General features: G+C 35.0%; 22 protein-coding genes and 1 pseudogene. 14 read left to right on the forward strand and 9 right to left on the reverse strand.

Annotation, left to right across the window (positions count from 1 at the left end; all coding sequences use genetic code 11):
• The first annotated feature begins 71 nt into the window (after positions 1-71).
• From ltrA to GI584_RS01400, 6 genes are all read left to right on the forward strand, one after another.
• Complete coding sequence (gene ltrA / locus GI584_RS01375; RefSeq protein ID WP_153789968.1) at positions 72-1883, forward strand: group II intron reverse transcriptase/maturase; 1812 nt, start codon at positions 72-74, stop codon at positions 1881-1883.
• A gap of 201 nt (positions 1884-2084) precedes the next feature.
• Entirely contained in the window at positions 2085-3338 is a 1254-nt protein-coding gene (locus GI584_RS01380) for an aminopeptidase (protein WP_153789969.1), read from the forward strand.
• A 604-nt stretch (positions 3339-3942) separates the two neighbouring features.
• Positions 3943-4383 (forward strand): hypothetical protein, encoded by a 441-nt coding sequence (locus GI584_RS01385; RefSeq protein ID WP_194842094.1) that lies wholly within the window; start codon positions 3943-3945, stop codon positions 4381-4383.
• A 369-nt stretch (positions 4384-4752) separates the two neighbouring features.
• On the forward strand, positions 4753-5247 hold the full coding sequence (locus GI584_RS01390; protein ID WP_153789971.1) for a hypothetical protein: 495 nt from the start codon (positions 4753-4755) through the stop codon (positions 5245-5247).
• A 5-nt stretch (positions 5248-5252) separates the two neighbouring features.
• Positions 5253-6056, forward strand: a complete 804-nt coding sequence (locus tag GI584_RS01395) for a hypothetical protein (protein WP_153789972.1) — start codon at positions 5253-5255, stop codon at positions 6054-6056.
• A gap of 832 nt (positions 6057-6888) precedes the next feature.
• A complete protein-coding gene (locus GI584_RS01400; RefSeq protein WP_153789973.1) occupies positions 6889-7029 on the forward strand; it encodes a hypothetical protein in 141 nt (46 codons plus the stop codon).
• Between the two features lie 138 nt (positions 7030-7167).
• Here GI584_RS01400 and GI584_RS01405 read toward each other — a convergent pair whose 3' ends face one another.
• Positions 7168-8076, reverse strand: a complete 909-nt coding sequence (locus GI584_RS01405) for a LysR family transcriptional regulator (RefSeq protein WP_153789974.1) — start codon at positions 8074-8076, stop codon at positions 7168-7170.
• A gap of 102 nt (positions 8077-8178) precedes the next feature.
• Between GI584_RS01405 and GI584_RS01410 the strand changes: the two genes are divergently transcribed.
• Together GI584_RS01410 and GI584_RS01415 are read left to right on the forward strand one after the other, a co-directional pair.
• Complete coding sequence (locus tag GI584_RS01410) at positions 8179-9399, forward strand: MFS transporter (protein ID WP_153789975.1); 1221 nt, start codon at positions 8179-8181, stop codon at positions 9397-9399.
• A gap of 213 nt (positions 9400-9612) precedes the next feature.
• Positions 9613-10602: pseudogene (locus GI584_RS01415) on the forward strand (zinc-binding dehydrogenase).
• Between the two features lie 1110 nt (positions 10603-11712).
• Here the strand turns inward: GI584_RS01415 and GI584_RS01420 are convergent.
• The 8 genes from GI584_RS01420 to GI584_RS01455 all read right to left on the reverse strand — a co-directional run bounded on the left by GI584_RS01420 (position 11713) and on the right by GI584_RS01455 (position 17246).
• Positions 11713-13269, reverse strand: a complete 1557-nt coding sequence (locus tag GI584_RS01420) for a proton-conducting transporter transmembrane domain-containing protein (protein ID WP_153789976.1) — start codon at positions 13267-13269, stop codon at positions 11713-11715.
• 2 nt (positions 13270-13271) lie between these two features.
• Positions 13272-14738: a complex I subunit 5 family protein gene (locus GI584_RS01425; RefSeq protein ID WP_153789977.1), complete on the reverse strand. Its 1467-nt coding sequence runs from the start codon at positions 14736-14738 to the stop codon at positions 13272-13274.
• A gap of 23 nt (positions 14739-14761) precedes the next feature.
• Positions 14762-15097 (reverse strand): sodium:proton antiporter, encoded by a 336-nt coding sequence (locus GI584_RS01430; RefSeq protein WP_153789978.1) that lies wholly within the window; start codon positions 15095-15097, stop codon positions 14762-14764.
• A 2-nt stretch (positions 15098-15099) separates the two neighbouring features.
• Positions 15100-15822, reverse strand: a complete 723-nt coding sequence (mbhE, locus tag GI584_RS01435; protein WP_153789979.1) for a hydrogen gas-evolving membrane-bound hydrogenase subunit E — start codon at positions 15820-15822, stop codon at positions 15100-15102.
• Positions 15815-16060: a Na(+)/H(+) antiporter subunit B gene (locus GI584_RS01440; RefSeq protein WP_153789980.1), complete on the reverse strand. Its 246-nt coding sequence runs from the start codon at positions 16058-16060 to the stop codon at positions 15815-15817. Before GI584_RS01440 ends, mbhE begins: the two co-directional genes overlap by 8 nt.
• Positions 16061-16074: 14 nt before the next feature.
• Entirely contained in the window at positions 16075-16419 is a 345-nt protein-coding gene (gene mnhG / locus GI584_RS24330; RefSeq protein WP_407647383.1) for a monovalent cation/H(+) antiporter subunit G, read from the reverse strand.
• Positions 16403-16666 carry an MrpF/PhaF family protein gene (locus GI584_RS01450; RefSeq protein WP_153789981.1) on the reverse strand — a complete coding sequence of 88 codons (264 nt, stop codon included), beginning with the start codon at positions 16664-16666 and terminating at the stop codon, positions 16403-16405. The genes mnhG and GI584_RS01450 overlap by 17 nt, the downstream gene beginning before the upstream one ends.
• Positions 16667-16739: 73 nt before the next feature.
• Positions 16740-17246 (reverse strand): Na+/H+ antiporter subunit E, encoded by a 507-nt coding sequence (locus tag GI584_RS01455; RefSeq protein ID WP_153789982.1) that lies wholly within the window; start codon positions 17244-17246, stop codon positions 16740-16742.
• A 321-nt stretch (positions 17247-17567) separates the two neighbouring features.
• Here GI584_RS01455 and GI584_RS23740 point away from each other — a divergent pair, with 321 nt between their 5' ends.
• The 6 genes from GI584_RS23740 (at position 17568) to GI584_RS01480 (ending at position 22284) form a co-directional block, all read left to right on the forward strand.
• A complete protein-coding gene (locus GI584_RS23740; RefSeq protein ID WP_194842232.1) occupies positions 17568-17819 on the forward strand; it encodes a hypothetical protein in 252 nt (83 codons plus the stop codon).
• Positions 17820-17838: 19 nt separating this feature from the next.
• A complete protein-coding gene (locus GI584_RS01460; RefSeq protein WP_153792879.1) occupies positions 17839-18306 on the forward strand; it encodes a GNAT family N-acetyltransferase in 468 nt (155 codons plus the stop codon).
• A gap of 698 nt (positions 18307-19004) precedes the next feature.
• Positions 19005-19841 carry a helix-turn-helix domain-containing protein gene (locus GI584_RS01465; RefSeq protein WP_153789983.1) on the forward strand — a complete coding sequence of 279 codons (837 nt, stop codon included), beginning with the start codon at positions 19005-19007 and terminating at the stop codon, positions 19839-19841.
• A gap of 82 nt (positions 19842-19923) precedes the next feature.
• Positions 19924-20496 (forward strand): dihydrofolate reductase family protein, encoded by a 573-nt coding sequence (locus GI584_RS01470; protein ID WP_153789984.1) that lies wholly within the window; start codon positions 19924-19926, stop codon positions 20494-20496.
• A gap of 393 nt (positions 20497-20889) precedes the next feature.
• Positions 20890-21702: a DUF899 domain-containing protein gene (locus GI584_RS01475; protein ID WP_153789985.1), complete on the forward strand. Its 813-nt coding sequence runs from the start codon at positions 20890-20892 to the stop codon at positions 21700-21702.
• Between the two features lie 141 nt (positions 21703-21843).
• Positions 21844-22284: a VOC family protein gene (locus GI584_RS01480; protein ID WP_153789986.1), complete on the forward strand. Its 441-nt coding sequence runs from the start codon at positions 21844-21846 to the stop codon at positions 22282-22284.
• The last annotated feature ends 204 nt before the right edge of the window (positions 22285-22488 follow it).

Here is a 22488-nt window from a genome sequence, read left to right on the forward strand (position 1 = left end):
AGATCTTTATCGGTTAATAAGGTTCTCGTGAGACTAAAAGAGGTTTAACTCCGAAAGGGGTAGCCGACTTATTGAAACGGAAGAAACTGAGGCATAACGAGTATTACAACCTACAAGAGTGTTTCGACACTCTTTATGCTCGTAGTTCCAATGGTGAAAAGTTTTATGGATTAATAGAATTGATGAGTTCTAATGAAAATATACGTCTTGCCTATCGAAATATCAAAAGAAACACTGGAAGTAAAACGGCAGGCACAAATAAATTAACAATTAAAGATATTAGTCACTTGTCAGTGGAAGATGTAATAGTAAAGGTTCAAGAGATGGTTCAATCATATGAACCACAAAAAGTTAGACGTGTTTTGATTCCAAAAGCGAATGGTAAGACTCGACCTCTAGGCATTCCAACCATCTGGGATAGGATTTTTCAACAGTGCATTCTGCAAGTATTAGAACCTATTTGTGAAGCAAAGTTTCACAAGCATAGCTATGGATTCAGACCAAATAGAAACACCCATCATGCGAAAGCAAGATTTGAATTTCTAATCAATCAATCTGGGCTTCACCATTGTATTGATGTTGATATTAAAGGCTTCTTTGATAATGTTAATCATAGTAAACTCTTAAAACAAATTTGGTCTTTAGGCATAAGAGATAGGTCATTAATCGCCATTATTTCAAAACTATTAAAAGCTGAAATTCATGGTGAAGGTGTACCATCTAAAGGAACACCGCAAGGTGGCATCCTCTCTCCACTACTGTCAAACATCGTTTTAAATGAACTTGATTGGTGGATAAGTAATCAATGGGAAACCTTCACAACTGGTTTTCCATACAAAACAAATGGGATTAAATATCAAGCACTAAAGAAATCTGAACTTAAAGAATGTTATATTGTCCGCTATGCGGACGATTTCAAGGTTTTATGTCGCACACGTTCACAAGCAATCAGAATGAACTACGCAATTAAAGATTTCTTGATGACTAGATTGCAACTTGAAACAAGTGAAGAAAAGTCTAAGGTAATAAACCTAAAGAAAAATTCTTCCGAATTTCTCGGTTTTTCTATTAAAGCAGTAAGAAAGAGCAAAACGAGGTTCGGCTATGTAGCTAAGTCAAATATGTCTAAGAAAGCAAAGTTAAATGCTTCTAACAAAATAAAAGAAGCAATCAAAGCTGTTCAGAAACATCCTAGTAATCAAACCGTTTGGAATTTCAACACTATCGTTATGGGGATACAAAATTACTATTCAGCAGCCACTAGAATTACGATAAATCTTAATGAGTTAAACTCTTATCTACGAAAAACGATGTATAATCGCCTAAAGATTCTTAGAACTGACGCAGAATTTCATGACATGACCAAGACATTACAAAAGAGGTATAAAGGATATAAATGCAAACTGTTTAAGATACAAAACATGGTGTTTGTACCCATTCATGCCCAAAAATATAAAACGAATTTATGCTTTTCCCAGGATACGTGCAATTACACGTCCGAAGGTAGAGAAAAGATACACAAAGGGTTAAAAGCCATAAATAAAGATGTCTTATCTTACATTATGAAAAGTTTTATTCCAAATCGGACAATTGAATATAACGACAATCGAATAAGTAAATTTATCGCTCAGTATGGTAAGTGTGCCATTTCTGGAGTAGAACTAGGTCTAGATGATTGGCATTGCCACCATCAGAATCCTTATCATCTTTCAAACGATGATTCATTCTCTAATCTAGTAATACTGCATGAATCAGTCCACAGACTAGTACACATGAAAGACATTTATAAGATAAAAGCATTAATACAAGTCCTAAATCTTTCTAAAAAGCAAATAGAAAAACTTAATGAACTTCGATTACAATGTCATAATCAAGCAGTTTGATTTCGAAGAAAGAAAGTCAAATCTAAAATACATAAAATTGAATGAATTGGATTAGTTGGAACGCCGTATGCGGTGAAAGTCGCACGTACGGTGTGAACGGGGGGAAAAGGGAGCGATAACTTCAAACCCTTACCTATCCGTATTAAGTAGGTCAGGGTTCTGTAGTAAAATTATACAAGAACATCACAGGGGAGATATTAAATGATTAAAGGAATATATGAATTTATAAGTGAAGCACAGTTAAAAAAGTATGCAGAACTTGCTGTACGAGCTGGTGTAAATCTGCAAAAAAATCAATTATTGATTATTCATAGTGATATACAAAATGCTACGTTTGCACGTCTAATCCAAACGGTAGCCTACGAGGCAGGAGCTTCAAATGTATTTATAGATTGGACAGATGAACAGTCTACCAAAGAATTTTACTTAAATGCAGCAGATAGTGTCATCGATCACTTTCCTGATTGGCAGGCTGCCCGTTTTAAGGAGTGGGACGATGCAGGTGCTGCTTACATCCATATTATTTCTGAAAACTTAGATGTCTTTAAGGAGGTTTCCACAGAAAGGATAAGTCGTTTCCAAAAAGCTTCTCGTACCAAATTGAGGGGTTATTATGCGAAAATTAGATCCCACGAGGTACGCTGGTGTCTTCTAGCTGTCCCGTACGTTGTATGGGCAACTAAAGTATTTCCCAACCTAAGTAAAGAAGAAGCTTTACAATCATTATGGAAATTAATTTTAAAAGGATCTCGGGCAGATGGGAAAAATCCTATAAAAGATTGGGAGAATCACAATGGAGCCTTCGAGTCTCGAAAAAAAATCCTAAACGAGAGCCAATTTGAAGCTCTGCATTTTACAAATAGCCGTGGAACTGATTTACTAATTGGTCTACCTAAAAATCATCTCTATATCGGTGGGGGTGTCATAGATAAAAATGGAATACCTTTTTTTCCGAACATTCCTACGGAAGAAATATTTACTGCTCCCCATAAAAATAAGGTGAATGGCAAATTGGTAGGTACTAAACCTCTTGTCTATGGGGGAAGTGTCATCGATGAATTTTATCTAATTTTTAAAGATGGACGGATTACCGACTATTATGCCGCAAAGGGACAAGAAGTGTTACAAAATCTAATCGAAACAGACGAAGGTTCACATTATCTAGGTGAAATTGCCTTGGTCTCTAATAAATCTCCTCTTGCTCAGGCAGATACTCTTTTTTACAATACCTTGTTCGATGAAAATACGGCCAGTCATATTGGAATCGGAAATGCATCTCCTTCCAATATTCAAAATGGCATTGACCAATCTGAGGAAGAGTTGAAGGCAGCGGGTCTGAATACTTCACTTTTGTTAGTCAATGTGACCTTTGGTACCGAAGATATGAAAGTAGTGGGCATTAAAGAAGGTGGAACTGAACTCCTGCTAATGAAGGATGGGGATTTCCAATTCTAAATCGTCTACAACTTAAAAACAGAGAAAATTGATTTCTGGTGGATTATACTTAGTGCTAGTTATAGTGAAAACAAACTGTGCAGCATTCCTGTAACAAATGAAGATTATGTATAACTTTTTTATTATGCAACACCTTGTGTAGTATAAAAATAAAGTTCTATACTTCTTCGTTAAATTCTATAAGATCAACCACTTAAATTATTATTCTAGTGGTTGTTTTTTATTTATTTATTTATCATAAATAGTAACTAATGAAGCATTGGCATCTCGGAAGTGATGGACTAAGAGACTCGCTAGGAGTCAGTATACATTTAAGGTATAGGGTAAATTCAATATTAGAATGAACGAATTGAAAAAAGATAGGGGGAGGTTAGTCACCTCCCCTTATCTCGAAAACCAAAGATGAACCTGTAGATCAGCAAGAATAAAAGAAGTTGAGAATGAGAAATCAACTAAACGAGTTGACAGAATAGGCAAGAAGACTTACCTACATTATTTTACTTGAAAATTTACATAATTTAAATCTTAGAGTCCCAAAGTGTATGTTAAACTGATTGATATACTGTTCAAATTTATGATGAAAGCAAAAAAAGGAGAGTTAAAAGTGAGATATAAAATAGGTGTTAGTATTTTAATTATAAGTTTATTTTTCAATATTTTTTTATTATTTCAGAATAAAGAATTAGAGAGAATGGCTGATGGTCATGCTAACACTGTATATGCAAACTGGTATGGAATAGTTATAGCTCTTAGCGATCCTGCTTTTTACTCCTCTTTATCTGAGAATGAGGAATCGAATGAAATTGGAAGGTTTTTTGGTGCATCAGAAGATTTAGTGGGTATACTTTTATCAAAATATCCGGAATTAGATAGAGATAAAATAGGTTATTATACAAATAGTTCAATTTTTACAGGGGAGATAACAAATTTGGAGGACCTGAGGAAATTGATTGAAAAGCATGATTTTACTAAAAATAATTTTCCTAGTCAGGAACAATTTGAAAAGTTGTTTGAAGATGTCAATAGGGAATATGATGGCTACTAAAACAATACATACAAAGTAATCCCCATTGATAAGTCCTAATATATTTGCCATAAAGTAAAAATACAAGATGTAAAATTTGTTAAGAAATTATAAATTTCGATAAAAATATTACTATATATGGTGTAATTTACAAAAAAAGGAGGGCTTATATATGAGAAAAAAACTTACTTTAATTTCTATTCTTCTATTTTTATCTTTAACACTCCGTTCCATTCTTATGCTCAAGAAAATGATAGTAATCTGCAAGATTCTTCCTCAGATAAGCCTGCAAGTAATCGCTTAATCGAGTTCACGCCAAGTGACAGTGAATCAACTAAGAATTATCATATTAAACAGCAACTTAATCTAGATGAAGATGTTGAACTATTTATGGATTCTAAAAATTTATCTAAAGCAAATAAAACATTATTTGGCAGTGAATGGAATAAAGAAACTAATAGAAATAGCAAAAACACTACTGAAAAATCGTTCGTTAATATCACTTTGAAAGCAGATTTCTCCAATGGAGAAGGTGAATTACCAGTAGAAGGAAATGGAACAATCAAAATATCTAATGAAACTTTTCCTATTAAATTTTCTGGTAATGTACCTGTTTATGACCACAAAGAACAACAAATAATTAATGGACCAGTAGATGTAACTTTTGTAAAAGGTGAAAAAGAGTATTCGGGATTAATGGGGTTATATTTCAATCCTGAGAACGAGGAAAGTATTATATCATTAACAATTGGTGAAATAAGTTCAGATGGAACTGCATTTCTTGTATTTGGAGAATTAACTGATACATACAAGTCACTTAATGAAGACATTTTATATCAGCAAGGAATAAAAAAATCGATGGTCAGTATCAAGACCCTTCATTAAGAAATATGGGTAATAAAGGAGTTAGTAACGAAATCAATTCTTTAATTGATAATGCTACACTTAACGAAAACGAACAAGAGACAATTCCATATGAGCGTACTAGATCGGCACGATACCTAAGACATAATCTTGAAGAAGAACAAAGTAATGCATGGAGACATGTTTTTTTTCTTGAAGTGTTTAGTGCGGATTCTGAATATATGGTATCAGATAGTGGGGTTGTTATGTTAAGAGGTTGGTCTAATACAGAAGCTGTAGAAACTTATGTTGAAAAATATTTATCTGGTGTATCTAATGCAGTAGCTACAATGTATCAGGTAGATCTAGAATTTTATCCGAATCATGAGTATGTAAATATTTTGTATTCACAACCTGATTATAATGTAGAAATTAGAAAATTCAAATGGTTAACTCTCATTCCTAATTATGGTGGGTATTTAGACTATTTTGCTAATACACTAGTTGATGGCTTAAACAGGAAAATTGATTCAACGTTTGAAGAATATCATGAAGATAACATTCATAGTCTTACAAGAAAAAAGGTAAGAGCCTTACGTTTAGGAAAAAAAGCTGATGTGCCTTATGAAGATATTACTAATGTCGACCTAAGACGTTATGGTAATAGTGAAACGGAAGAAAGTGGTTTTAACGTGAAGTTTATCTATGAAGAGCATTCTTCTTCAAATTATGTAAGATTTAAAGCTTCGGCTCAAGCAATTTATCAAGTAGGAAGTGACACTGGGTTAGTTGGATATTTTTATACTAATGAGATATCTCCGGTATGGACTGCTGACTTACAACCTTCTTAAATACACTTTGGATGGTGCCTAAAGGATCCACTCATAGGTTATAAGGTAGCAATAAACGCTGCCAAACATGCAATGACATCTCGCTTCCCTCTAAAAAAATCGATAACAACAAACTGTAGATTTATGGCCAAAAATTAAAAGCGTGTTGTTAGCCAAAAAACAACATTTTGTAAGTTCCTGTTTGTTTCTTAACGATGAGCGACAACAGAAAAACCTTGCAAGCATATACAGGGAAGAGTTCTTGTCACCCACAATTAAAATTTTTCCGCAGGTATTAATGTTTTTCCCTGAATGGGAAAAAAGAGTGATAGAGAGGATTTGGCAGAAAACCTGAAATTCAAACGGATGTTAATAGATAACCTTTGATATGATTGAAATAGGAGACTGGAAGATTAAAGAATTTCTTTTTTCTTTCGGTTTTTTTTCTATAACCTTCTGCTTTTCTTTTCTCTTTATTTTCGGTGCCATTTCTCTGCTAAGCACGGAAAAACAAAGTTACCGATCGACAAATTTTTCGAGGTATGTATCGGGTCAAAATCGGCTGTTTTACGGAAAAACATTAATTACGCACCGTATTTTGTAAAATTGGTTTGGAGTTAGGTATGGTAAGGGATTGGGTTGGATTTTGGGAGGGAAAAAGAAAGTTTTTGGGGGACAATAAGCTTTGGAAGAAGTTGGCGAAGAAATACACTGTGCAACTGAATGTCTCGATGCGCTCGCCGGGAAAACCACCTGAATTAATGTCAACTACTCAGGCATTAAGAAAATTCATTGATAAAAATTCAATAGGTGAATTTGAAAATGTAGTTTCGTCGTTGAAGGTTTTATTGGGATGGAGAACAAAAATCCTATTGAATGGAATTACTTAAATGAAGGTACTCATGAAGAAGATAGGACTGAAGAGTTTGACAGAATAGTTATAAAGGAAATGATAGAGTTGTTAAAGCAGGTTGAGGATAATTTAATGAATTAAGGATGAGTAAAATAGCATAAGACTTTTTTGAATTTGTATTTTGGGAAGGCTATCTCTTTAACAAAACGTTCATTTTGGATGAATTGAGAGAGCATTCCCAAATTCAAAAACTTTAACAGGGAGGGAAAGTTGCAACAATTAATTAAATGGAATTTGGGAGTCTATAGTATTATTAGGCTCAATAAAAACATTTTTAGCAACCATGAGAAACTCCCTTACAGCCGGAGATGCTTCAGAAATTGCAGAACAAGCTAGTGCAACATCACGATAATTTGTTAAATTAAGTTTTCTTATCTTGATGTTTTGTTGAGTTTTCAAAAACAACTCTGGACCGACGGTAACGCCAAGCCCTTCTTGTACCATATTAGCTATAGTAGTGCAATCGTGTACTTCAAAACGGATAGTCGGTTTGATTTGTGCTTTTTCAAATAACTCCTCTACATGTGATTGGTACATTCCAGTTGGCATGATGAAATGCTCTTTTTCTAAATCGTGCATATTTATCGTTTCTTTGTGAAGGAATTTATGCTCGGGATGGAAAGCTACAACCATTTTGTCTTTTATGAGAGGTACTAGATCGAAGCTAGGATTTGATTTACCTTTTACAACAAACCCAATGTCTATAATTCCAGATTGTAGCCATTCCGTAATCTCTTCATAGGTCCCTTCATAAAACTTAAATTCTATTTTAGGATGTTTTTTCTGAAATTTTGCAAGCAATTTAGGTAATAAGCAGGAAGAAGCGCTCGCAAAAGTACCAATACGAATAATCCCTGTTTCTAAGTTCGTTGCTAACGCAATTTCTTGGTTAATTGTTTCCATTCTTTTCAACACTTCTCTTATATGTGGCAGTGTTTTTTGTCCTATTTCCGTGAGCGTTATTCCCTTTCTACGGTCCCGAATTAATAATGGGACTCCCCACTCTGTTTCTAAACTGGAAATAGCATGACTAACAGCTGATTGAGTCATATTTAATTTTTCTGCTGCTTTTGTAAAACTCCCTAACTCTATTACTCTAGACAAAATCTCAAAACGAACGATACTCATGAGTTTTTACTCATCTCCTTCATGAAAAATATGAATTTTACTTATGTTAACATGGCATTTAAAATAAAATCAACTTAAGAAATATTAAAGGAGATGTAAAAGTTGGCAAAAAACATCAATCCATTCATTATTATTCTTTTAGCACTAGGAGCCTTTGTTACAGGGACAGCAGAGTTTGTTGTTTCTGGTATATTAGAAATCATCTCTTTCGATTTAGATGTATCGGTCTCAGCTGCAGGTCAATTAATAACCGTTTATTCGTTATCGTATGCAGTTGGTGCATTGGTAATGGTTTTGTTAACTGCGAAGTTTGAACGTAAAAAAATATTATTATATGCTATTTTCACATTTATTTTAGGTAATATCGTAGCGTTTATTAGTTATGATTATACTGTACTAATGTTGTCAAGAATTATTATGGCAATGAGTGGTGGGCTTTACATTGTCGTTGCAACAAACTATGCTGCTCAAATTGCTACAGCAGAAAAACGTGGTAGTGCCATGGCAACGGTTATCACTGGATTTACCGTTTCATTAGTGCTTGGTGTACCTATAGGGACATTTTTAGCTGCTTATCTGAATTGGCGTTATATTTTTCTAATCATTGCTTTTGTTACAGTAATTCTTTTACTTCTACTTCACAAATTATTACCTAGTATAAAAGGAAATGAGCCCGTACCATTTAAACAACAGATACACATTATAAAGGATAAACGGGTAATCACCGGATTAACAACTACTATCTTCTGGATATTAGGTTACACCATGGTGTTTGCTTATATTTCTCCCTTGTTAAGTAATTCTGCAGGTTTTTCAATAGAGATGACTAGTATCGCCTTGTTTGTTTTAGGTACTTTTGCTTTTATTGGCTCACGTTTTGGTGGATTTGCTGTAGACAAGTGGGGACCAAATCGAACGATATCCATTAGTTTATTCGTTCATGCAGTTGCTTTACTTGTATTAACATTTACACAGCATTCGACACTAGGTGTATTTATAACGTTGACAGTTTGGGGAGCGGCGACTTGGACAACCACACCAGCGAAGCAATTTTATTTGATTTCACTGAAACCACAATCATCTGAAACTGTACTCAGTTTTAATACAGCACTAATGAATATTGGGATGATGCTAGGTGCTGCTTTAGGAGGGATCATTATACAATATACTCACATTTTAAATTTGAGTTGGATCGGTGGGCTATTTATTATTTTTGCTCTCGTTTTTATCAAATACTCATTTTATTTAAACGAAACAGATTCGAGGAATATTGAAATGAGACTACAAACTAGTCAAGAAGAATGCCACTTGAATAAAAATTAACGATTGTTACTAAGAGAAGAGATAATTATTTGTTACTGGGTATTTTTGCAACCCCTCGGAAGGGTTGGATTCAGAATATTCAATAATATTGCAATGCCCATACACAATGGGCGCTTCTTTATTCCATTAAGGGCCCGATTGTGGAGTAACGATGCAGGCAAAATGTTAACTGTGAAAACAGAATGACTTAAAAAAAGATGAGGAGTGAACTTCATGAAAGCTATAGTACATAGTGGAAAGAGTGAAATAGAGGGATTAAATTATACAGACTCAGCTATTAGGAAACCAGAGGATGGAGAAGTCAAAGTGAAACTCAAAGTAGCTGGGCTGAACAGACGTGACTTATTCATTATTAATAATAAAAAGGGAAATGACTCATCTTTTATTCCTGGATCTGATGGTGCGGGTCTAATATCAGAAACAGGCGGAGGTGTGCTAAATTTTCCAGTTGGAACAGAAGTAATTATCAATCCAAGTATAGATTGGACATATGCAAATACTGTTCCGGATAACCCTAAAATTTTGGGTGGACCTTCAGATGGTACATTTGCTGAATATGTCATTGTCCCAGCTGAAAATGTAGTAGAAAAACCATCTTATCTCTCATGGGAGGAAGCAGGCGTTTTACCTTTATCAGCCTTAACGGCGTATAGAGCTTTATTTACTAAAGGACAATTAAAAGAAGGAGAACACATTTTAATACCCGGCATCTGAAGTGGTGTTGCAACTTATGCAATGTTAATGGCAAAAGCTACTGGGGCAAAAGTAACTGCTACTTCGCGAAGTGAAGAAAAAAGTAAACAAGCTATAAAATATGGGGTTGAACGTGTATTTAACAGTAATGGTGATTGGAATGAAAGCATGAAAGGCGAAAAGGTGGACTTAGTTCTAGATAGTATAGGACCTGCCACTTTCTCAAAATATTTTGATGTCCTGAACTCGAATGGGCGAATTATCAATTTTGGAGCAAGCTCAGGAGATAAAGTTGAAATTCCCTTACGAAAGCTTTTTTATCCGCAAATTAATATTCTCGGTACTTCCATGGGAAGCCGGGAAGAATTTCATCAAATGATCGATTTTATGAGAAGTCATTCTCTTAAGCCTATTGTTGACGAAGTCATGCCATTATCTCAAACTGTTCAAGCTTTCAAAAAGATGGAACATGGAAAACAATTTGGAAAAATTGCGCTATCTATAGACTAATTAATTATAAAAACAGGGATTTTATCCTTCAGCAATTGGGAGCGTTAGTTGAACAAGACCTTTCATTAATAACAGGATGTTTTGCTGCACAGTACAAAACTACTATTCAATAGATAAGGATATTGAACAATAGGCGCTAGTATTGCATACTGTGATTATTATATAAGAAAGTTTGAAGAGCAAACCTTTCTCATTAGATTTGCTCTTCTTATAACGATTTAGCAATAGGTTAACTAAAATTCCAAACCACGACACATGACATATTAAGTTAGATATATTACGATAAATGACATTATATATTAGAATGACATCTTTTTGTAGGAAAAATCCGTATTTTAACGGTCCTTTTGTGACAAGTTTTATTAGAATTCACACTTTTTGTGAATTCTAACATAAAATGTCACAACTTTGAACATAATTTTTCATAGAATTCTAATATAAAAATGTCATAGATCAGTAGCAATAAAGATATTTCTTTTACAATAAAGTTGTTCCACAATCGGCCAGGCTGTGGAACAACTCTTTTTATTACGTAGTAGACTTATACTGTGCAGCAAAGATCTTCTTTTTTAGAGGGCTTTGCGAAAAAATGTACCTAAACTAACCTACCAAGAGTAGTTTAAAAAAACAAAAAAGATCAAACAAAACACTTTGCTTAGACTTCTTACTACGAATTGTCTTTGGGGATTTGAATACCTTTAGCTGGTAATCTTATTAAGCCAATAACCCCTCTTATAGATAAAATAGTAAAGGATTAAAGGTTAATATAGGATGCAAAACAATAGCAAGAGAAATGGGGGCACAATATAGTTCAGATAATTAACTTTATAAGAACTTAAAAGGTGTTTTCATTTTAACTTCCTTTTCCTTTTTATGATTAATTTTTAAACTTATTTATCATGTTGGTATAATACTAATATTAAAACAAAACAAGGAAGGATGTGGGTTAATGAAGTTGAAGGTTGAAGGATTATAGGGTTGCTCACATTGTAAATCAGATCTTATATCAACTTTTCTACGTGTCCATCAAATCAGGTATAGGTCAATTGGTATAATTCACCGTTGAATAATGTTTATCAAATCTATATTCATCATAACAGTAGATGGATATTAAAACATTAACAATAACAACAGAATTATTAAAGTGGTAGTTGTCCATAACAGATATTTATTTAATTTCCCGTCATGATAGTTACTTAACTTATAGCCTGTAGCTATAAATATGTTACCCACTTTGCGATAAATATCATGATATGTAAGTATATCGTATCTTTTTAATAAATATTTCTTTGATAAAATAAATATAGGTATGGACCAGATAAAGGGTTGAATACCACTTATCATATGTTTTATTTCGAAATAATTAATATCTACATTAATATTCATTAAAGTTTCTAACAAAAAAGGATTAAGACCAATCAATATCATCATAACAGTTAAAAAACCCATTCCTAATTGCATGCTAATGGGTGGCTTTTCAGCTAAGTTCCTATTACTTTTATAGAAAAATACATAATAGATAAATTTTAAAAACATGAGAGAGGTCCCAAAACTCATCAGGTCCAAACCCAATTTTAATAATGGGTCATGTAAAGCATCTTTAATAATGGTTTTACTCATATAGCCATTAAAAAAGGGAACGCCAGATATCCCCATAAAAGCTACCAATGTTGCGATAGAAGTTATCGGAAGTTTGCGGCGAATGATCTCTAAATTTTCAAAATCATCCTTCCCTGTTGTATACATGACAAATCCCACTGCCATAAATAATACAGTTTTATATAATATGTGATTAACCAGGTGAAACATACCTCCTGCAATTCCCGCTGCAGTACCAATACTAATACCAATAATCATATAGCCAACTTGGGTTATGATCGAATAGCTCAATAATTTACGAACCTCGTTTTGCCTTAGGGCCATTACAATTCCAAACAAAGCTGAAATAAGACCGGCATATGCCAAAATATTTATCCCCGATACAAGACGAGCCATTACATATACGCCCACTTTTGTTGTATATATCGATAAAACAACTGCAACATAAAAAGGAGCTTTGCTGTAAACCCATGGCATCCATGTATGGAAACCGACAAAGGCCAGCTTAACTGCTATTGCCATTAAAAAAAAGGGGATTCCAGCCTCTATAGCATTCAAAGATAAACTACCTGTAGCAGAATACTGTAAAAATATCCCCCATAATAAACTCAAACTGCCAGCCACGTGTAGTAGAAAATAATAATACCCTGTTTTTTTAGTGAAATTACTTGTTATTATAATAAGAAAAGAAGAACTGATCGTCATTAACTCCCAGAAAACATATAGAGTAAACAGGTCACCGGAAAAAACCACGGTCAAGGCACTGCCAATAAACACAAATATTAACCTTAAATTAGGTAGGGAACATATATTTATCGAATAAATTACAGAAGCTAAACCACCGGCGGCAAAAATTAATCCCGTTAATTTACTAATACTATCTACGCTAAAAGGAGTTAGAGTAAAGGTGAGAAAATCGAGTTGCAGTTGTTCACCAGGTATTAAATAAAAAGTAACGATAAGGGCTCCTGTAGCAATGAGGAAAGATATGATGTATTTGATTTTATCATGAAAAGGTAAAAATAATAGCAAAGCACCTGTTAAATATACAAAACCTGGAGTAATCATCTTCAACCTCCTAGTAATATTCTTATGTAGTCTTCATTATCAAGCAAAAATTCCGGAATCTTATTAATTAGACTTAAAGGTAATGAAGGTACTATGCCAAATACAATACATAAACTACCTAGAAAGATAGTAGGTAATTTTAAAGATAAACCGGCTTTTTCCATTTCTAGTTCTTGTTCGTTTTTTGTATATAATGTAACAATTACTTTTAAATAATACGTTAAGGATAAAAACGTTCCCACCAGAATAAAGAAGGCAACATAAACAAAGCCAGCTTCTAGAGCTGCTTCAACAATAAGCCATTTACTCAAAAATCCATTGAAGGGAGGCAGGCCCACTATAGCAAAGGAAGCAACTACAAAAGTAAAGGAGAGTATGGGGAATTTATAACCCAGTCCTTTAATATCTTTTATTTCAACAGCGGCTATACTATAATGAAATATTCCTACAACTAAAAATAACGTCCCTTTCATTATGGCGTGATTTAAAATGTGAAAACTTCCAGCAATTAAGCCTGCTTCCGTTCCCACAAATAATCCGATCATGATATACGCTATTTGAGCAACGGTGGAATATGCAAGCAGCCGGTTCAAATTGGATTGCTGATAGGCTAAACAATGAGCAATAATAAAAGTAATAACTCCCCAGAAAACCACAATATTTAACAGTCTACTTTCATCCAGAAAATCAACGCCAAACATTATATATAACACTCTTATTAATGCATATACAGCAGATTTCAACACTAAGCCCGATGATAAAACATTGTAAGGAATTGGCGAATCTTCATAAGCATCAGGTAGCCAAGCATGCAGAGGAATTAACCCGACCTTTACGGCATAGCCAAAAACAAAAAAGGTCATAAGGGTACTTTTAATTTTAAAGGGGATATCCTCAAATGCTAGGGGGATTTCAGCCATATTTAGCGTTCCAGTTAAGTAATAAGTTAAAATGGTAGCCAGTAAAATAAAAAAGCTCCCCACCGTAGACATTATCAGATATTTAAAAGTACCTTCTATTCCTCTATCAGTCTTTTTATACAATGACAGAGCGCAAGAACTCAGAGAACTCACTTCCATAAATACATAAAGATTGAATAAATCAGCAGTAAGAACCATTCCCGAAATACCAGCTATCATTAAATATGCAAAAATAAAGTAGTCATGTTTCATAAATTTGTTATATTTCATGGAAAAAATAATAAAAGGAAAAAATAATATCGCTATCATCAACAAAAATAGAGCAGAAAAAGGATCCACCATTAAATTTATTCCCAACAGATCCCAATCACCAATACTGTATACTTTTGGAGGATAACTATTAGTAATAACTAAAATTAATAAAAAAAGATAAATGATCGCACTACCGGTTACCAAAGGAAAAAAAATCCTTTTAAAATATAACTTTGAAATACCAAGAAAAAATGCGGTTAATAAAGGTAAAATGATAACCCAGACAGCCGCTTCCATTATTAACCTCCCCAAAATAAAATTTATCCTCTCAATTTTCGAATCTCATCAATGTTTAACGTTCTATATCTTTTATGTACCTTAATTACCATCGCCAGCATGACAGCTGTAACACTTCCCCCGATAACAATGGTAGTCAGGGCAAGTGCCTGAGGGATAGGATCGACTACTAATTCATATCCTTTGTCTAAAATAGGAGCAGTTCCACCCGGTATATAACCTACGAGCATTAACAACAAAATCAAAGAAGATTCTACAATAGTAACCCCAATAACAATCTTTATTAAATTTTTTTTGGTAATGATCGTATACATTCCTAGACAGAACAAAATGATTACGACAACATATGGTATTTCCACTATTATTTCTCCTTAATTAAACTATTAAAAATGATGGCCAGACCAGCTCCTACTTTTAATCCAATCATTAAATTGATGTAAGGTATTAACCCGGCACTAAACACTTCTCCAGCATTTCCGGTTCTGAAATAGGCTTGTCCGCTGGCAAAAAAATTGCTCCCAGTGAGTACGCCTAGTAATCCCAGTAAAACAAAACCTATAGCTCCTATATCTTCTACTAACTTTTTTTGGTCAGGTTTGAATATATATTCAGAGAATTCAACACTATAGGTTATTGTCAGTAGAATGGGAATGATAGACAGAACAACTCCTCCAACAAAACCACCGCCAGGACTAATATGACCAAATAATAGTAAGTACGCTCCTAAAACGGCTAAATATGGGATAATCAATTTCACTGTTTGATTAACAATACTTTTAAATGTTGTACCAAACATTGTTGCTTTAGTTATAGGAACCAGAAAAGCTAAAATAGTAGCAGCAGTTAAAATCATCGTTGCTTCACCCAAAGTATCAAAAGCTCGGTAATCATATAGGACAGATGCAACTAGATTTGTCGCTCCAGTTTCCTGTAGCCCTTCAGAAATATAGTGTTCTGATAAATATCTTTTACTATCGCTATCAAGATTATGTATGTCATAAAATAAGAATAATAAGAAAACAGCGAACGTTATAACAAGGCCTATTTTATAAAGCTTTTTAAACCTTTCATTTAGTCTACTCATTTCTTCCATACTCCGTTTTATTTATAGTAATTACAAAAAAGGCAGTCGTTAAGCCAGCAGTCATTATTGCTCCAGCGAGAGCAACACCCGGAGCCTGGAGTATCACAAAAATAATTACCAGAATTGCACCGAATAGGGGAAGAGTAATAACGGAATTTGATAGATCTTTAGTAAACACCATAAAAAATGCGGTAATTATTAAAAATAGTAATAACAGATAAAATATGATATCTACCACGAATGGACCTCCAGTCATTTATCGAAATCTTTTTTTGTAAATGTTTTGAATATAAGGTTATAATTATTATCAAAACTGGCAAAGACATGAATTGCTATCGGATTAGTGATGAATAAAAAAATCATGATGACAATTAGTTTTAAAGAAACAAAACTAATGCCTTCGAGTACGATACATCCCATGAAAACTGAAATACCTCCGGCCGTCAGGCATTTAGATCCGGCATGTAACCGGGTATACAAATTAGGAAAACGAATCAATCCCACAGTAGTACTTAACAAAAAATAAGTACCAGTTATAAAAAATACAAAAACAAATAGTTGTCTTACACTATGAATGAAATCAATCACCAACTCCACCTTTCCCTGGTTTTCTTAAATATTTAGCCATAATTAAAACGTTGATAAATAAGGAAACCCCATAAACTAAAGCCACATCAATAAAAACTTTTCGTTCAAAATAATAACTTATTAAAACTAAAATCAGTAAAAACATGACACCTATACAATTCATGGCAACTAGTCTATCAGGCAGACTTGGGCCCTTAATGACTCTATAAAAAGTTAAAATAGCATATAAGACAATTGCAAGTATTAAATAGAGCACTACTATCACACTCCAAATGGACTAAAAAAAATAAAATAATCAGGTACTTAAAAAAACAAGTTAAAAAGCTGAATCAATTAACTATTTTCGCAACCAAAGTATGATGCTTACGGATACGTGTTTTCTTTCTTTCTTCTTCATCGTCACTGTGAACATCGATCCAGTGAATAAGATATTGTTTATTTATATGGTCGAAATCCATAGCCAGAGACCCTTGAGTGAATGTAATAAAATTGGCTAAAATTGCAATACTGTTTGAACCTATAAGAGATGTTTTTATACTAACGATTCGGGGAGAATATGATGGTTTAATTTCGAATGCATGTTTGGATACTTTGAATGCAGATAAAAACAGATCATAGATAAAAGCAATGATTACCATAAATATGTAATATATTTTCTTAGGGAAATCTTTCGTTCCATCTTTCAGTTGTATTAATTTAAACAAATCCTCAGCCAACATAAACGATATAATGGAACAAATAATAGTACCTAACAAAAATACCTCGATATTAACGCGGCCTGCAAAAACAAACCATAATGCCAAAGTTATAATAAATGTTAATAATTTTTTCTTCAAATTATGTACCTCACTTTAAATTTAGTAAAATTGGCTACTACAGTTGTAATCAATGGAAAACAAATTTAGTAGTTCTTATTATTACCATAGGATGAGTTATTATTATTAAAATATTTAAATTCTAAGGATAAGGAGAAATCCAATGCGGTATTTTCGTTTTTGGGACACCTACAACTGTAGGCAAGTTGAATATTCGGCAAATAAAGAAATGAATACGTAGAGCATATAGGGAATGGCAAAAGGCAGATAACCAGTGCGTCTTCTAGGTTTATTAATACACTAGAACTGTACAAATAGCAGAAAATCTCACTGGAACAATTGTTGCGAGCTACTGAAAATGTTGGGTTCAATAATGTAATAGGTGCCTTTCGTAATATTCCAAATGGTGAACATGGAACACTATTCTATGAAAAGTCTGTTCAGGGGGAAACATTAGTTATTACATTAACTGATAGCATCTGTATGTTGCATGAAAATGAACAACAAGCAAATTTGTTTAATGAAATTGAAGGAAGATGGAACCTAATCGAAAGTGTTTGGACAGAAAATAATCCAAAGTTAGAAGTAATTTGATGGGGAGCTTGAACATTTTTTGGTTCTGAAGACTACTACACCAGAAAGGTATTCCAATCCTGAAGCAATTGGCTCAACATATGAAAGAGAAGTGCATTTTCCAACTGAAACAGTTGTAGACCGAATAAAACCATCAAAGGACAAATTTGTTTTAGGCTCTTTTGATAAAGAAAATTCATTATTTGGAATTGTTACTTTTGTACGAGAGAGTAATATCAAAATGTCCCATAAAGGAAATGTTTTCGGTATGTATGTGGATTCAGTAGTTAGAAGACAAGGACTTGGAAAATCGCTTATTCTTGAACTTATAAAAAACGTAAATAAGTGTGAAGGACTAGAACAAATATATTTAACAGTAATATCAAATAATAAATCTGCCAAGAAACTATATGAGTCTGTCGGGTTTGAAGTCTATGGAACTGAGCGAAACGCAATAAAATTTAATGGGCAATATTATGATAAAGACTTAATGGTGTATTTTATATAAGTTCTTCAACTATAATGTGCGATTGCTTAAGAACAGTGATCTCTTTTTCTTTAAGTGAATGGCAGGATTGTTGAAGAAGAAAGGGTTTACAATAAGCTGTTAAATTTGTTATATTTAACCTAATCTTTCGAATGGGTAAATGGAATGTTTTACCCTCTTGTTCGAAGTAATTGGTTTCAGCATAATTAAATCAATAATTAATGACAAATCAATGCATTAGAAGGAATTTTACCGATTATTAAAGCTGGTCAAAAATCAGCAGAAATTGTACATAAAGATCCAGTTAAATTAGCTGCTTTATACTTTGCGGTAATCCAAGGGATTGCGATGCAACAGCTTTAAGGTAATAAAATAATTCCACCACCTGATGTGGAACTTATTTTGAGAATCTTTAAAACATAATAAGTCGATTGATAATGATGTTGGTTGGATAAAGATGAGAGAGGTTTGTCGCCATAATCAACATTGATCTACAAACCATATTACACCTTACTGTGAATTTAAAAGTTGATTCAAATTAACGAAATGGTATTTGGGGGCTTGCTGAATTAACAAAATCCTCTACGTATCGTCGAATTCATATGAAAAGATATCATAACTAGAGCCTACAATACCTTGCATTTGGAGGTTTTTAACATGTATCAACCAGTATCCAAGGAAAATCAGCAACTTCTCTTGGCCGGAGGTTTTGGTGGGTTATGAGAACAATAAACTTTACAGTCTTGCCGCCACCAAAGGTATTGAGACGCGATATTGAGTGTCTTAGGATTGCCTCACATACGGGTAGTGAAGCACTTAATGTTAAGGTGTGCCCGAATGGCCTTCCTGGTATTGTGTTCCAGCTTTCTACCGATGATTCAGCTGCTATAGAATGTCTTACGACCCGCTCGGCCCAAATCTCGAATATCCCCATATTGTTTCTACATGGACAAGGTGCGGAACCAAGTGTCATGCACTTCAGAAACAAGCCGTACACGACAAAACAGGTGGTCTTCAAGTCTCACGCGCTCTATACCCTGTTTGGTATGGATGCATCCTCGCTCAACCAAGGTTTTCTAGTGCCAGACCAATTTGGCGCAAAAGAGCTTGAGAATCAGCTTTTAGCCGCCAGAACAAATGCTGAGCGAATTACTCTCCTCGGCGAATTCCTGATCACAAAGCTGGAACAAACGAGTAAAAGGGATGAACTCATCGAGCAGGCACTGGGTTTTATTCGTTTCCACATTTCAACTGTCAAAGTGAAAGATTTATTGTCGACATTTCATATTTCGGAGCGTCAATTCCAAAAGCGTTTTGCCCGAGTCGTTGGCATGCCACCCCAGTTGTACATTCGAGTAAAGCGAGTGAATGAGGCACTGAGGATGATGAATACGGGGCAGTACGAACGATTTTCAGATATCGCTTACGCCCTTAATTTTTATGATCAATCGCATTTTATCCGTGACATCAAAGCGTTTTCCTGGGTTACGCCGAAAAGCATTACGAATAAGGTAAGTGAATTCCATAGCGATGACGCCGGGTCATCGTATTTATAGCAAAAATGACGGCTTTGTACAATTTTAAATCACTCTTTCCAATTATAATGGATATGTAAAACATAAAGGAGGGAGCATTACGATGCGTAAAGTCAAAATGATTAACCGAGTTTCTATTGATGGTTATTTTGCCAGTCTCAACGAAATGACTGGAGGTATGGACTGGTTCGTCCCAGATAATGACGTCGATAAAACTACTCACGAGATGGTGAAGGCAGATACGCTCATAGCAGGCAAGGCTACTTTTGAGTTGTTCGAGGCTTCATGGCCGCCCGTTCTGCAAGACCCGAACGCTCCGAAAGAATTGAAGGCGTTGGCGCAAGAGCTGACTGACATGAGGAAAATTGTCTTCTCAGAAACGATGAGGAAGTCCGACTGGGAGAACACTGAATTTTATAGTGGCGATATCACTGAAATTGTGAGGAAGCTAAAGGAAGAAGATGGATCTGACATTCTCATCATGGGCAGCGGCACCGTCGTGCAGCAACTTACTAATGCCGGCCTAATAGACGATTATGTGTTCATTATGACACCAGTCATCGCTAGCGGAGGAAAGCTACTTTTTAAAGAGGTTAATCAAAACGAGCTTACGTTCCTCAAAGCTAAGAGTTTTGCTTCTGGTAACGTGCTGCTGCACTACGTTGCTGCTGAATAGTTCAAGGGATAACAGGATCCATATGAATCACAACTCCTTTAAAAGATTTGCCGGTGCGCCCCTGTATTACTTGTAGTGTCATAGCTTCGCTTGTTAATGGGATCGAGTCCTAACCAGCCTCAAACATGTTTCTACAAGGAGGAGGTGGACAGTATTACGGACGGGATCAGCGCCCCACGGGCCAGATCGTCCTACCCCGGCTACCTTAAGCATAAAACCTATTAAAAATAGGTCAATCAGAAATGGCTTGCTGACCCTATAATACAAACGGTCCAGTTAATTGAATAAAAAGCGATGACCAGGAAATAAAGGAAATGTTCTTAGCAATTGAGAAGAAGTCCATAGCCATTGTTCGTGATAAGCTTAAGGAAACAAAAAAAGGGAGAAGACTATATGAAAAAAAAGCAGAATCATCTGCAACTACCAAATGTCGTGTCACGAGACGAATGGCTTGTGGCTCGTAAGGGATTGCTGGCCAAAGAGAAGGAATTCACTAGGAAACGGGATGCGCTGAATGCCGAGCGCCGTCAACTCCCAATGGTAGAGATTAATAAGGACTATCTCTTAAATGGTCCGTATGGTAAAACGAGTTTGCTTGATCTGTTTGAAGGGCGTCCTCAACTTATCGTGCATCACTTCATGTTCGATCCTGATTGGGAAGCAGGTTGCCCAGCTTGCTCGTTGGCTGCGGATAATATCGGCCATCTTGCGCACCTACATGCACGCAACACGTCACTGGCTCTGATCTCCCGTGCTCCGTTTTCCAAGCTCCAACGTTACAAGGAACGCATGGGTTGGAACATTCCTTGGTACTCGTCCTACGATAGTGACTTTAACTATGACTTTCACGTTACGCTGGACGAATCCATCGCTCCGATTGAATACAACTACCTGACCAAAGACGAGCTTGTTCAGAATGGAGTACCCGTTGATTCCGAACAGTCAATAGAAGTGCCTGGCGTGAGCAGCTTTCTTCGCGATGGCGAAAGAATTTTTCACACGTATACGACTTACGCCCGTGGAACTGACCTACTACTTGGTTTCTTCAACTACCTCGATTTAACAGCTCTTGGCAGGCAGGAGGACTGGGAACAGCCTCCTGGACGCAGTGACGGCAATGGCAAGACATGGCTCCGCCGTCATGACGAATATGATCACTCTGAGGAGTCGGACTCCTGTTGCCATTCAAAAAAGAGTGATTTGTAATCCACGTAGCTCATCAGTATATAAATATTAATTAACAAAACGGGCGAATGAACGGAATAAGAAGTGTGTTCGTCTTGCGAATAAGGGCAGTTGAAGAAGGATGTTTCTGTTGTTAGCGAATTGTACGAGGAGGTATGAGATATGAAGATCAATAGAATAGATCATGTGGGTGTAATCGTAAATGACCTTTCGGAAGCTAAAGCGTTTTTTCTCGATCTTGGACTTGAAGTGCAAGGAGAAGGAGAAGTGGAAGGAGAGTGGGTGGAACGGATAATTGGGCTTAATGACGTTAGAGAGACGGTTGTAATGTTAGGAGTGCCAGGCGGTCAGGCAACTATAGAACTGGTCAAATTCCATAAGCCATCAGATGAAAAAGGTATTCAGCAATCTTTTGCAAATACCTTGGGTATCCGGCATATTGCATTTGCTGTTGAAGGTATAGAAGCCGTTGTTGCCAAATTGAAAAAGAAAGGCGCGCAACTTTTTGGTGAGATACAAAACTACGAAAATACTTATAAATTATGCTACGTTCGTGGGCCAGAGGGAATTATTTTAGAGTTGGCTGAGAAAATCAAATCTTAAAGTTGTTCCTATAACGCGATTGCTGAATAACGAATCAACTTTATTCTTCGAAAAAAAGTGGAATTGTTATTTTTGTTAACAAAAAGTCGAATGATGTTTAATTTGAAGTTATAGGTAAAAAGTGTAAATTTAAAATTGAAATTTTTTTCGCCCTCGGCTCTTAAATGGGAGTAGAGGGCTTTTTTTATGTAGTTACCATTAATA

The sequence above is a fragment of the Gracilibacillus salitolerans genome, from assembly GCF_009650095.1.
GTDB lineage: Bacteria > Bacillota > Bacilli > Bacillales > Amphibacillaceae > Gracilibacillus > Gracilibacillus salitolerans.